General features: G+C 64.2%; 11 protein-coding genes. 4 read left to right on the top strand and 7 right to left on the bottom strand.

Annotation, left to right across the window (positions count from 1 at the left end; all coding sequences use genetic code 11):
• Positions 1–10: 10 nt before the first annotated feature.
• Entirely contained in the window at positions 11–901 is an 891-nt protein-coding gene (locus tag CAFEA_RS04975; RefSeq protein WP_063937348.1) for a cation diffusion facilitator family transporter, read from the bottom strand.
• 280 nt (positions 902–1,181) lie between these two features.
• On the opposite strand from CAFEA_RS04975, the gene CAFEA_RS04970 reads away from it, so the two are divergent.
• Positions 1,182–1,766, top strand: a complete 585-nt coding sequence (locus CAFEA_RS04970; protein ID WP_063937349.1) for a hypothetical protein — start codon at positions 1,182–1,184, stop codon at positions 1,764–1,766.
• A 64-nt stretch (positions 1,767–1,830) separates the two neighbouring features.
• Here CAFEA_RS04970 and ilvC read toward each other — a convergent pair whose 3' ends face one another.
• The 3 genes from ilvC to CAFEA_RS04955 all read right to left on the bottom strand — a co-directional run bounded on the left by ilvC (position 1,831) and on the right by CAFEA_RS04955 (position 5,235).
• Complete coding sequence (gene ilvC / locus CAFEA_RS04965) at positions 1,831–2,847, bottom strand: ketol-acid reductoisomerase (protein WP_063937350.1); 1,017 nt, start codon at positions 2,845–2,847, stop codon at positions 1,831–1,833.
• Positions 2,848–2,920: 73 nt separating this feature from the next.
• A complete protein-coding gene (gene ilvN, locus CAFEA_RS04960) occupies positions 2,921–3,439 on the bottom strand; it encodes an acetolactate synthase small subunit (RefSeq protein WP_063937351.1) in 519 nt (172 codons plus the stop codon).
• 2 nt (positions 3,440–3,441) lie between these two features.
• On the bottom strand, positions 3,442–5,235 hold the full coding sequence (locus CAFEA_RS04955; RefSeq protein WP_253704960.1) for an acetolactate synthase large subunit: 1,794 nt from the start codon (positions 5,233–5,235) through the stop codon (positions 3,442–3,444).
• A gap of 312 nt (positions 5,236–5,547) precedes the next feature.
• Here CAFEA_RS04955 and CAFEA_RS04950 point away from each other — a divergent pair, with 312 nt between their 5' ends.
• Both CAFEA_RS04950 and ilvD read left to right on the top strand, forming a co-directional pair.
• Positions 5,548–6,090, top strand: a complete 543-nt coding sequence (locus CAFEA_RS04950; RefSeq protein ID WP_063937352.1) for a PH domain-containing protein — start codon at positions 5,548–5,550, stop codon at positions 6,088–6,090.
• Positions 6,091–6,102: 12 nt separating this feature from the next.
• Entirely contained in the window at positions 6,103–7,941 is a 1,839-nt protein-coding gene (gene ilvD / locus CAFEA_RS04945) for a dihydroxy-acid dehydratase (protein WP_063937353.1), read from the top strand.
• On the opposite strand, the gene CAFEA_RS04940 is transcribed toward ilvD, so the two are convergent.
• Complete coding sequence (locus tag CAFEA_RS04940; protein WP_063937354.1) at positions 7,938–8,762, bottom strand: DoxX family protein; 825 nt, start codon at positions 8,760–8,762, stop codon at positions 7,938–7,940. The genes ilvD and CAFEA_RS04940 overlap by 4 nt on opposite strands.
• Before the next feature lie 183 nt (positions 8,763–8,945).
• On the opposite strand from CAFEA_RS04940, the gene CAFEA_RS04935 reads away from it, so the two are divergent.
• Positions 8,946–10,361 (top strand): YkvI family membrane protein, encoded by a 1,416-nt coding sequence (locus tag CAFEA_RS04935; RefSeq protein WP_063937355.1) that lies wholly within the window; start codon positions 8,946–8,948, stop codon positions 10,359–10,361.
• A gap of 555 nt (positions 10,362–10,916) precedes the next feature.
• Here CAFEA_RS04935 and gatB read toward each other — a convergent pair.
• Both gatB and CAFEA_RS04925 read right to left on the bottom strand, forming a co-directional pair.
• Entirely contained in the window at positions 10,917–12,419 is a 1,503-nt protein-coding gene (gatB, locus tag CAFEA_RS04930) for an Asp-tRNA(Asn)/Glu-tRNA(Gln) amidotransferase subunit GatB (RefSeq protein WP_063937513.1), read from the bottom strand.
• 36 nt (positions 12,420–12,455) lie between these two features.
• On the bottom strand, positions 12,456–12,815 hold the full coding sequence (locus CAFEA_RS04925; protein ID WP_063937356.1) for a GNAT family N-acetyltransferase: 360 nt from the start codon (positions 12,813–12,815) through the stop codon (positions 12,456–12,458).
• Positions 12,816–13,077 lie beyond the last annotated feature (262 nt).

Below are 13,077 nucleotides of genomic sequence, written 5' to 3'. Positions count from 1 at the left end.
TAGTGCAGTTTCAGCACACCTTCTCGTGACCGATGTGCTCCGGCGGCTCAATCTGCACCGTCGCATGCTCCACCCCGAGCTGCGCCAGGGCCTCCTGCACGCGGTCCAGCAGCTTGTCCCGGTCCACCCCGGGCCCCGCCACCACGTGCACCGTAGCCAGCACGCTCACCCCGTCCAGCGACCACAGGTGCAGGTCATGCGTGTCGCCCACCCCCTCAACCAGCCTCAAGGCGTGCACTACCTCGTCCGCGTCAAACCCGGCCGGCACGTGCTCGAGCATCACGCGGGCGGAGCCCACCATCAACCGCCATGCCTGCGGCAGTACTAGCGCCGCGATGAGCAGAGAGGCGACCACGTCCGCTCCGGTAAACCCGGTGAGCGCGATCACCGCGCCGGCCACGAGCACTGCGACGGAGCCGAGCATATCCACCAGCACGTGCAGGTACGCTCCCTGGACGTTGATGGAGCTCTCCCTATGGCGCGAAAGCACCCACGCTGAAGCTGCGTTTGCGACTAAGCCAACAACCGCGATCACCATCATTGAGGTGGTCTCCACCGGTTGCGGGTCGCCCAGCCTGCGCACCGCCGTAACCACGATCCAGACGGAGATGCTCAGCACCGCCACCGCGTTAATCAGCGCGGCGAGCACCTCCACGCGCCGGTAACCGTACGTCGCGGTCGCCGAAGCCGCCCTTTGTCCGACGATGCTGGCGATAAGGGAGATGATCAGCCCCGCGGCGTCGGAAAGCATGTGCATCGCATCTGCGATCAACGCCATCGACCCGGAGAGCCAACCGCCTACGACCTCCGCGACAAACACAGTGCCGGTGATGGCAAGCGCGACCGCGAGCGCGCGCCGCGGTGCGCCGTGGGCGTGGTCGTGGTGGGCGTGATCGTGCATCTGCGGGTCCCCTTCGCATCTTTCACATTGCCTATCGACGACCTACGGTATTCGCCACACGCCTTAATGACAACTAATTGAAAACCGTTCCGTTTGGCAGCGACCACCCTACGAGCGCAGGGAAAACACCGAATACTATGGGGCGTGTAGCACGGATCCCGCGGCACCGCTTGCGGAAGTTTTGTTACAGTGGGCGCTCGTTCGCGAAGGATGCTGGCATAGCCATGCGTCCGACGCAGACGCTACACCAGCACTTGTGTTAGCACGAAAGGAATTTACAATGAACAACCCCATCGACCCGAAGCGCAACCCGAAGGACTTTGCTAAGGACGCTAAGGACTTCGGCCAGGACAAGCTCGGCGACGCGAAGGATCTCGGCCAGGACAAGCTGGACGATCTGCGCACCCGCGGCGGTGAGGGCGTCGACCGCGTTAAGGACGTCAACGTCGACCGCACCAACGTTGAGCCGAACAAGGATGTTCGCGTTGAGCGCACCACCACCGAGCGCACCGCTACTACCCCGGCTCGTTCCACCGCTGGTTCCACCGCGGTGACCGAGGAGGGCAACGGCGGCGGCTGGTGGAAGTGGCTGCTCGGCCTGCTGGTCGCCCTGCTGCTGCTGTGGCTGCTGTGGTCCCTGTTCTCCGGCGACAACGGCGAGGGCGAGACCGTTACCTCCACCACCACCGCCGCAACCGAGGTTGTCTCCGAGACCACCACCGTTGAGGACGGCGCTGCTGAGGGTGCCGAGGAGTCCGCCGCTGAGCCGGCAGACGAGACGGTCACCGAGACCAACATCGTTGACGAGATCACCGAGACCCTGGCACCGGAGGAAGCTCCGGAGGGTGCTGCGGCTACCAACTAGTCGCCACAAAAAGCTTTACCCCGCGTCTCCCAATCGGGAGCGCGGGGTTTTTGCTGCCTGCAGGCTATCGGGCGGTGTCGGTGAGCGGATTTTGCACCCAGCTCATCATTTCGCGCAGCTCTGCACCCGTCTTCTCAATCGGGTGCTCGGAGACCTTCGCCCGCAGGTCCTCCAGCTCCTTATTGCCGCCTTCGACGTTGTCGACGAGGCGCTTGGTGAACGTGCCGTCCTGGATGTCCTTCAGGATCTCACGCATACGGTCCTTCGCGCTGGCATCGATGACGCGGGGGCCGGAAAGGTAGCCGCCAAACTCCGCGGTGTCGGAGATGGAGTAGTTCATGTTGGCCAGGCCGCCTTCGTAGATCAGGTCCACGATCAGCTTCATTTCGTGCAGGCACTCGAAATAGGCCATTTCCGGCTCGTAGCCGGCCTCGGTGAGCACCTCGAATCCGGACATGATCAGGTCTTCCAGGCCGCCGCAGAGCACGGCCTGCTCGCCGAACAGGTCGGTGACGGTTTCCGCCTCGAAGGTGGTCGGGATGACGCCTGCGCGTGCGCCGCCGATGGCCGCGGCATAGGACAGGGCGAGCTCCTTGCCGTTGCCCTGCGGGTCCTGCTCCACAGCGATCAGCGCCGGCACACCCTTTCCGTCGGCGAAGGTGCGGCGGACCAGGTGGCCCGGGCCCTTCGGGGCGACCATGGCGACGGTGATGTTGTCCGCCGGCTTGATCAGGTCGAAGTGGATGTTCAGGCCGTGGCCGAAGAACAGTGCGTCGCCGTCTTTGAGGTTCGGCTCGATCTCCTCGGTGAAGATCTGCGCCTGGGAGGTGTCCGGGGCCAGCAGCATGATCACGTCGGCCCACTCGGCGGCTTCCGCGTTAGTCTTGACCTCGAAGCCAGCCTCGCGAGCCTTGTCTGCGGACTTGGAGCCCTCGCGCAGGCCGACGACCACCTCCACGCCGGATTCGCGCAGGTTCTGCGCGTGTGCGTGGCCTTGGGAGCCGTAGCCGATGATGGCGACCTTCTTGCCCTGGATCAGGGACAGGTCTGCATCGTTGTCGTAGAGCACGTCGATTGCCATGTGTACGTCACTTCCTTCATTCTGTGAGACGGTCATTTCACATTATGACACAACCGTCTCGGGATTTTAAGATTTACTCGGACTTTGCCATTGTCTTCGAACCACGCGACAGCGCCACCGAACCGGAGCGCGCCAACTCGCGGATCCCGAAGGAGTCCATCACCTCAAGAAACGCCTTGAGCTTGGCGGAGTTGCCCGTGGCCTCGATGATCACGGAGTCCACCGCCACGTCGATCACGCGGGCGCGGAACAGGTTGGCTGCGTCCACCACCTGCGGACGGGTCAGGTTGTCCGCGTTGACCTTCACCAGGAGCAGTTGGCGGCCGACCGACGTGGCGTCGTCAAGCTCGAGCACCTTGTGCACCTGGATGAGCTTGTACAGCTGTTTGGTGATCTGCTCGACCGCGTGGGGCGTGGCGTCCACGACGACCGTGAGTCGGTTGATGCCCTCCTTCGCTGTCTTCGCGGAGACGAGGGAGACCAGGTTGTAGCCGCGGCGGGTAAACAGCGCGGTGACGCGGGTGATGATGCCGTCGACGTCATCGACGAGTACCGACAGCGTGTGGCGGGTGATTTGATCGGGCTGCGCCATGGTTAGTTTCCCTCCTGCTCGAGCGCTTCGATGGTGTCGTTGATGGCCTCCGGCGTCTCCGCCGCAGACTCCTCCTCGCCGAAGAACGGACGCATTCCGCGCGCGTACTCGATGTCGGAGTTAGAGGTGCCGGCCGCAATCATCGGCCACACCTGCGCGTCCTCGCCCACGACAAACTCGACCACCACCGGGCGGTCGTTGATCTCGCGGGCGCGCTGGATCGCCTCTTCCACCTCGTCGGCGGAAGTGACGCGGAACGACACCGCGCCGAGCGCCTCGGACAGCTTCACAAAGTCCGGTACGTAGACCTCGCCGCCGAGCTTGGTGTGCGAGTAGTGCCCGTCGTAGAACAGGGTCTGCCACTGGCGCACCATGCCCAGGTTGCCGTTGTTGATCAAGGCCACCTTGATGGGGAAGCCCTCGAGGGCGGCGGTGGTGATCTCCTGGTTGGTCATCTGGAAACAACCGTCGCCGTCGATCGCCCAGACCTCTTTCTCCGGCATCGCCGCTTTAGCACCCATCGCGGCCGGGATGGAAAAGCCCATCGTTCCTGCGCCGCCGGAGTTGATCCAGTGGCGCGGCTTGTCGTAGTCGATGAACTGGGCGGCCCACATCTGGTGCTGGCCCACGCCCGAGACATAGATTGCGTCGGAGCCTGCGGTCTTGGACAGCGTCTCCAGCACATACTGGGGGGCCAGCGTGCCGTCGGAGTGCTCCTCGTAGCCGCGCGGGAAGCGCTCTTTGAGGCCCATCAAGCGGTCGACCCACGGCTGGATGCTGGGAGCCTTGACCTTGTCTTTTTCATCGAAGTAGTCAGTGAGCTCGGACAGTACCCTCTTGGCGTCGCCGACAATCGGCACGTCCACCGGGCGGATCTTGCCCACCTCGGCCGGATCGATGTCGGCGTGGATGACCTTCGCGTGCGGGGCGAAGGTCTCGGTGTCGCCGGTGACGCGGTCGTCGAAACGCGCGCCGATTGCGATGAGCAGGTCGGACTCCTGGAACGCGCCCACCGCCGGCACGGTGCCGTGCATGCCAGGCATGCCCAGGTAAAGCGGGTGGTCGTGCGGGAACGTTCCGAGCGCCATCAGTGTGGTCACCACCGGGATGCCGGTGGCCTTCACAAACTTGGCCAGCTGCTTGTGCGCGTTCGCTTTAACCACGCCGCCGCCGATGTAGAGCACCGGGCGCTTCGCCTTGGCAATCATCTTCGCGGCCTGCGCGATCTGGCGGTTGTGCGGCTTCGTGTTCGGCTTGTAGCCCGGCAGATCCACCTTCGGCGGCCACACGAATTCGATCTCGGCGTTTTGCACGTCCTTCGGGATGTCCACCAGCACCGGGCCGGGGCGGCCGGTGGAGGCGATGTGGAAGGCCGCGGCGATCGCGCTGGGAATATCCTCCGCCTTGGACACCATGAGGTTGTGCTTGGTAATCGGCATGGTCACACCGCGGATGTCCGCCTCCTGGAACGCGTCGGTGCCCAGCAGCGGCGAGCCAACCTGGCCGGTGATCGCCACCAGCGGCACCGAGTCCAGATAAGCGTCGGCGATCGGGGTGACCAGGTTGGTCGCGCCCGGGCCGGAGGTGGCGATGCACACGCCCACGTTTCCGGAGGCCACCGCGTAGCCTTCCGCGGCGTGGCCTGCTCCTTGCTCATGGCGCACGAGGACGTGGCGCAGTTTCTCGGCACGAAACAGTGCGTCGTAAAGCGGGAGCACTGCACCACCGGGCAGACCGAATACGATCTCGGTGCCCAGTTCCTCGAGGCTGCGCACGACTGCGTCCGCACCCGTCATGCGTTCGGGCTTTCTTTTCTCTGCAGCTGCCACGTGAAGGCTCCTTGCTTGCTCGACTCTGCTTGGTATCGCGATCCCATACAACAAAAGCCCCCGACGAGCGATGTGCTCTCGAGGGCGCTTGGTGTGTGAGCGGCGTGTAAAACGCACCCGCTACGGCAAGCGCCGTCGGGAGAGAATAATTACAAGTCGCTCGTTGATCACGATTTAGAACTGTAGTGTCCCAGGCAACATCTCGAGGGTTTTTATTCAAGTATTTAAATTGCGGGCTATTGCCTATCGACGTTCCAAAGGTGACTACCATCCCCAACTATGACTGACACGCCGGAACACACCCAGCACGTATTCAAGCCCACGCGCGAGCACATCCTCGCCATCGTGCTCGCCACCGGCATCGCCCTGATGGGCATCCTCTGGGCGCCGAAGTACCTGGCCTGGCTGCTGATCTTCCCCGCGGTCTGGCTGGCTTGGGTGCTTGCCTCTTCCACCACAGTGGACGAGCGCGGCATCACCGCCAAGTATCTGGTGCGCAAGAACGTCACCCTGCCGTGGCGCGACCTCAAGGGCCTCGCGTTCAAGGGCTCTGCTGTTCATGCCGTTACTGTCGACGGCGCGGAGCACCCGCTACCCGGCGTGACCTTTAACTCGCTTCCCGAACTTGCCGAGGCATCCAACGGCCGCATCACCGACGTGATCACCGCAGCCCAGGAGGCCACCGACGGCAAGTACGAAATCATCGACAAGGGCGGCCACAAGGTTTTGCTCTCCCGCGAAGAGTACGACGCCTACGTTGCCGAGCACCCGGACCTGCCGGGCCCGCGCCCGTCCTCGCCGAATACTTCCTCTGAAACTTAAGGAGTAACCACCGTGATCCCACTTCGCTCACGCGTCACCACCATCGGCCGCCAGGCCGCAGGCGCCCGCGCACTGTGGCGCGCCACCGGCACCGGTGAGAACGAGTTTGGCAAGCCGATCGTGGCTATTGTGAACTCCTACACCCAGTTCGTTCCGGGGCACGTGCACCTGAAGGAGGTCGGCGACATCGTCGCGGACGCCGTGCGTGCCGCCGGCGGAGTGCCCAAGGAGTTCAACACCATCGCCGTCGACGACGGCATCGCCATGGGACACTCCGGCATGCTGTACTCCCTGCCGTCGCGCGAAATCATCACCGACTCGGTGGAGTACATGGTCAACGCCCACACGGTGGACGCCATGGTCTGCATCTCCAACTGCGACAAGATCACGCCGGGCATGCTCAACGCCGCGATGCGCCTGAATATCCCGGCCGTGTTCGTCTCCGGCGGCCCCATGGAGGCCGGCAAGGCATTCTCGGTCGGAGGGGTGACCAAACCGAAGTCCGACCTCATCGACGCGATCGCACTGTCCGCCAACGACGACGTCTCCGACTCGGAGCTCGACAACATCGCCAACAACGCCTGCCCCACCTGCGGCTCCTGCTCCGGCATGTTCACCGCCAACTCCATGAACTGCCTCACCGAGGCGCTCGGCCTGTCCCTGCCGGGAAACGGCACCACGCTCGCCACCCACACCACTCGCCGCGAACTGTTTGAAAAGGCCGGCCGGACCGTCATGGAGCTGTGCGAGCGCTACTACGGCCAGGGCGACGAATCCGTCCTGCCACGCAACGTGGCAGGCGTGAACGCCTTCCGCAACGCCATGGCGCTGGACATGGCCATGGGCGGATCCACCAACACCATCCTGCACATCCTCGCCGCCGCGCAGGAGGGCGGAATCGACTTCGACCTCCACGACATCGACGAGCTGTCCCACCAGATCCCCTGCCTGTCCAAGGTGGCGCCGAACGGCGAAGCCCACGTCGAGGACGTCCACCGCGCAGGCGGCATCCCGGCGATTTTGGGCGAGCTCAACCGCGCGGGACTGCTGCATGCGGATGTGCACTCGATCGCGTATCCGTCGCTAAGCAAATGGCTCGCAGACTGGGACATCCGCGGCGGGTCCGCGACCAATGAGGCGCTGGAGCTGTACCACGCCGCCCCCGGCGGAGAGCGCACCACGAAGGCGTTTTCCCAGAGTGCGCGGTGGGCGGAGCTCGATACCGACGCGGCAAACGGCGTGATCCACGACGCCGAGCACCCGTTTACGTCCGACGGCGGCCTGGTGGTGCTGCGCGGCAACCTCGCACCCGACGGCGCGATTTTGAAGACCGCCGGCGTGGAAGAGGGCCTGTGGGAGTTCACGGGGCCCGCGCGCGTGGTGGACTCGCAGGAGCAAGCCGTTTCCATGATCCTCAACCGCGAGGTGCTCGAAGGTGAGGTCGTGGTGATCCGCTACGAAGGCCCCGCCGGCGGGCCGGGCATGCAGGAGATGCTGCACCCGACGTCGTTCCTCAAGGGCGCCGGCCTAGGCAAAAAGTGCGCGCTGATCACGGACGGGCGTTTCTCCGGTGGCACCTCCGGGCTGTCCATCGGCCACATCTCCCCCGAAGCCGCCGCTGGCGGCCTGATCGGCCTGATCGAAAACGGCGACACCATCTCCATTTCCGTATCCAACCGCGAGCTGAAGCTCGACGTGGACCAGGCGGAGCTGGACAAACGCCGGAAAACGATAGAAGCCTCCGACACCCCGTGGACGCCGAACCGCGTCCGGGAGGTGTCGAAGGCTTTGCGAGCGTACGCGAAGATGGCCACCAGCGCCGACAAGGGCGCCGTGCGCCAGGTGGACTAAGCGACCGGATTGACCCCGGTGCCGAACCACCAGATCAGTCCGGCAGCCGCCAGGCCGAGCAGCACGCCGATCCAGCTGGAGACCAGCGGGCGCTTGGCCCAGCCGCGCGAGGCGTCGATGCCGTAGCGGCCCGGGCCGGTGAACTGCACGACCAGGGATGCGGCCAGCAGCATCACCGGCACCCAGGTCTCCGGCGTCCAGGCGAAGACGTTGAAGCCGTCAGACTGGGAAACAAACGCGTGCAGCGCCATAAAGCCGGTCACAGCGATCGCGACCAGCGCCGCGATCGGAGTGAGCAGGCCTAGCAGCAGGAACACACCGGCGGCCAGCTCGAGGGTGGGCACCACAACGGCCAGACCGGAACCGTAAGGGTAATCTGCAAACGCGCTCTCCAGACCGGAGATACCTTCGTTGCCGCCGAGGCGGAAGAAGATCGCGACGGAGTCGATGATCAAAAACGCACCGAGGAACAGGCGCATCAAGAACAGACCGAAGTCCGTGGTGCCGCGGCGGGTCTCCTCCTCCACCACGGCCGGCTCGGTGGTCTCGGCGGTCTCGGCGTAGGCCGGCTCAGTGGCGACATACGCTGGCTCGCGGTCCATGTCCACCGTCTCAGTAGTGCGTTCAACCCCTGTGGTCTCCGGTGTCTGCGGAATCAACGGGCCGTTGTTCTGCTCGCCGCGCGGGAAAATTTCCGTCGGGGCAGCCTTGCCCGTGCGGGTGTAAAGCCCGTCGCCGGTGTAATCCGGCACATCAGGGGAATCCAGGTTTGTCAGATCGTTTTGCTCATTCGGGGTGAGATCGCGTGGGTTGTTAGCCATGCCAACAAATGTATGCGAAACCACTGCCTGATCCTTGGCAACGCGCCGTTAAAAACACCAAAACCGCCCCTGTGCGCTGCACTGTTGACAGTGGAAGCCTTTGGACGCCGGTTAGCAACGGCACCCCCAATGGTGTTACCCTCGGCTCCGCTCTTTCTTAATTAACTTTCATTAAGGATCATCATGGGTAAAACCTTCAAAGTAGCCCTCGCGCTGGTGGGCCTCACCGTCGGCGCGGGCTTCGCTTCCGGCCAGGAGGTGATCCAGTACTTCCTCGCGTTCGGATACTGGGGCATCCTCGGTGCGGCTGTCGCTGGCGCCGCAATCGCCATCTTCAGCGGCTGGGTCTACCAGCTCGGCTCCTACTACATGGCCGACGACCACAGCGCCGTGTTCAAGAGTGTCTCGCGTCCGTGGCTTTCGAAGTACATGGACATCACTACGATGTTCACCTTGTTTTGCATCGGCTTCGTCATGGTCGCCGGCGCAGGCGCCAACCTGGAGCAGCAATTCGGTTTCCCCACCTGGGTTGGCTCCACAATCATGACCGTGCTTCTGCTTCTCTCCGGCCTGCTGGACATTGACAAACTCACCAGCGTTTTCTCCTACATCACCCCGCTGCTGATCGCGTGCTTGCTCGTCGCCTTCGTGATCACGCTGATGAACATGCCGTCCGACTTCGGGCACATCAACGAACTGGCACAGACCAACCAGAGCGCGTCGGGCACGTTCGGCAACTGGTTGATCACCGCGCTGAACTACGCCACATTGGTGATGATCATGGATGTCTCCATGATGCTCGTCTTCGCCGGCTCCCACATGAACCCGGCACAGGCGGGCAAGGGTGGCCTGCTCGGCGGCATCATATTCGCCGTGCTGCTGCTGATCCTGACCTTCATCCTGTTCTGCAACATGGAAAACGTCATGGATGCCGATATGCCGCTGCTGATGGTCTTCGACTCCATGCACCCCGCCGTAGGCGTGTTCGTGTCCATTGTCATCTACCTGATGATCTACAACACCGCCGTCGGCATGTTCTATGCCAACGGTCGCCGCCTGAGCCACGACAAGCCCGGGAAGTTCCGCGCGTACTACACCGCCGCGGTCCTGGTCGGCTTCGCCCTGTCCTTCATTGGCTTCGCCGACCTGGTCGGCTGGGTCTACCCGCTTCTGGGCTACCTCGGCCTGGTGCTGGGCGTCGTCATGGGTGTGGCCTGGTTCCGCGACCGCAAGAACATCCAGGACGAGACCGGACGCCGCGAGCGCCTCGCAGAGCTCGCAGGCACCCAGCTTGATCCCGAGCGCTCGGACCTCACCGGCGCGGAGCGCAACGAGGTCGACTCGCTGACCTCCGACTCCAATGTTGGCGGCAAGGAACTGTGGCAGTCGGTGCAGGAAGAGGTTGCGGCGGACATGCACGCCGATTCCTCCAGCGACTTCGACATCAAGACCGTGCCGGCGCTCGACCCCGAGTCCGACTCCTACGCTGGTGCCCCGGATTCCCAGGACGAGAAGATCCAGTGGGAGGCGTACGAGGAGATGTACAAGACCGGCGAGTTCCCCGCCGTCAAGCCCGAGGACAAGCCCCAGGGCAAGTAAGCACTCGCTTTTCGACGTCCCGCTCCGCCCCGGCCAACGTGTGTTGGCCGGGGTTTTGCGCTACTGGGTTTTCCTTGGACTACCCCACCGCAGACCCCTAGTAAGGGAGCCAGAGAAAGCCCTGTTTTGGGCCATAATCTGGATCGCTTACTAGGGGTCTGTCGGTACGAGGGGCGCAGGGCCAGTTACTTCACAGATCCACGTTCCGAGGCGTGAACTCAACTCGCGGCGGATCTAAATCGTTGTCATCACCCTGCATCTGAAACGACGCCACCCATTCGGAGCCAGCTTCAGAGGAGAGCTGCACGTACGAAGGCTCGCCACGATCAGTGTTCACGACTGCACTGACGTCCCGGTTAGATTCTCTTGCTGAAGTAGCTGCCATGCGAACCTCCATTTAGGTACGTACCTACACGGTAGGGGTGGGCGGCAATGGGGACAACCCCTTGCGTTACAAATGGTGAAAGGCAAGTGGTGAATCCCCGCCTATCCAAGGACTTTCACCACTTGCCTTTCACCATTTGCGGCCGGAGCGGCCGATGCAGCCGAGTAACTCTACTCCGCGAGCTTCTTCGCGATGAGCTGGTTGACCTGCCCCGGGTCAGCCTTGCCCTGGGTTGCCTTCATCACAGCACCGACGATGGCGCCGGTGACCTTCTTGTTGCCGGCGCGGTACTTCTCCACGATGTCCGGGTTGGCGGCCAGCGCCTCGTCGACAGCCTTCTCAATCGCGCCGTCATCGCGCACGACCTCCAGGCCACGGGCGGCGACGACCTCGTCGACAGAGCCTTCACCGGCGATGACGCCGTCGATGGCCTGGCGGCCTAGCTTGGTGGTCAGCTTGCCTTCCTTGACCAGCTCCACCACGCGGGCGACGTCGGCCGGGGTGACGCCGAGGGCGTCGAGATCCTTGCCGGCCTCGTTGGCCTTGCCGTTGATGTAGGAGACCCACCATGCGCGGGCCTCATCGGGCGTGGCGCCGGCCTCGACGGTGTCCACGATCAGGTCCAGCGCGCCGGCGTTGACCAGGTCGCGGAACTCCTTCTCCGGCAGCTGCCACTCCTCCTGGATGCGCGCACGGCGCACCCACGGCAGCTCCGGCAGGGTGGCGCGGATTTCTTCGACCCACTCCGGCTTGGCAATCACCGGCGGCAGGTCGGGGTCGTTGAAGTAGCGGTAGTCGCTCGCCTCTTCCTTCGGGCGGCCCTTGGAGGTGGAGCCGTCCTTCTCCTGGTAGTGGCGGGTCTCCTGGACCACTTCCCCGCCGTCCTGCAGTACGGCGGCCTGGCGCTGCATCTCATAGCGCACGGCCTGCTCGACGGACTTCAGGGAGTTGATGTTCTTGGTCTCGGTGCGGGTGCCGAATTCTTCCTGGCCAACCGGGCGCAGGGACACGTTGGCGTCGCAACGCATGCTGCCCTGGTCCATGCGCGCGTCGGAGACGCCGAGGGCCTTGACCAGCTCGCGCAGTGCGCCGACGTAGGCCTTGGCCACCTCTGGGGCGCGCTCGCCGGCGCCGATGATCGGCTTGGTCACGATCTCGATCAGCGGGATGCCCGCGCGGTTGCAGTCCACCAGCGACGCGGTGGCGCCGGTGATGCGGCCGGAGGCGGAGCCTAGGTGGGTGAGCTTGCCGGTGTCTTCCTCCATGTGCGCGCGTTCGATTTCCACGCGCCACTCGGTGCCGTCCTCGAGCACGACGTCCAGGTAGCCGTCGTAGGCGATCGGCTCGTCGTACTGGGAGATCTGGTAGTTCTTCGGCTGATCCGGGTAGAAGTAGTTTTTGCGCGCGAACCGCGAGGACTCGGCGATCTTGCAGTTCAGCGCCAGGCCGATCTTGATGGCCCACTCCACGCCCTTGGCGTTGACCACCGGCAGCGCACCGGGAAGCCCGAGCGAGACCGGGTCGATGTTCGTATTCGGCTCGGCGCCGAAGTGGGCGGATGAGGTGGAGAACATCTTCGTCTCGGTGGCGAGCTCGACGTGCACCTCAAGGCCCATCACGGGGTCGTACTTTTCGAGTACTTCGTCGTAATCCATCAGGTCGTACGCAGTCATGCGCATCAGTCTACTGCCCCGCCCCGCGCCCCCGCGCTACAGCTCACCCCGTCTCTGCACCCACACAAATGCGGCCGTCTTCTCGCAGCCGACAGCGAGCGCATTGCCTATCGACGGCCCATTGCCCACGTGCACCGTCCCCCACAGGGTGTCGCCGGTTTGAGCAGGCAGGACGTCGCAAAGCAGCTGCATCGCCACGGGTGCGAGGCCGCGACCGCGGGCATTGTCGTCGAGGAGAAACTCGTAGACCTGAAAGCCGCGCATGCCGTTTGCGTCGTCGCGGGCTGCCGCGATGATGACCGCGCGCTGCCCGTCTACCTCGATCGTGCACAGCGCACCGGTTTCCGCGCAGCTTTGCAGCTGCTCCGGGGTCGCGGCCTCCGTCCAGGTGCGCACTTCGGGCCGTTGCCTTGCGACGTTGCCGCGGGCCGAAGTCCGCGAACTCGCTGTGCAGTTGTTTGGCGTACGTGCCTAGGCGGTCGTGCTGCGGCGGCGCGGAGGTCGCGACAACGTGCACGAACGGCTTGCGCCTGTCCAGCCCCAGGAAGCGGATCCCGGCGATGCACCAGTTACCGTCCGCAAACTCCACGCGGCGGATCGCCCACGCCAGCGGGTCGGGCACGTCCGGGCCGCCGAGAGGTTGCAGATGGTCGCGAAA

The sequence above is a fragment of the Corynebacterium afermentans subsp. afermentans genome, from assembly GCF_030408355.1.
GTDB lineage: Bacteria > Actinomycetota > Actinomycetes > Mycobacteriales > Mycobacteriaceae > Corynebacterium > Corynebacterium afermentans.
This window is presented reverse-complemented; position numbering and strand designations above follow the sequence as displayed.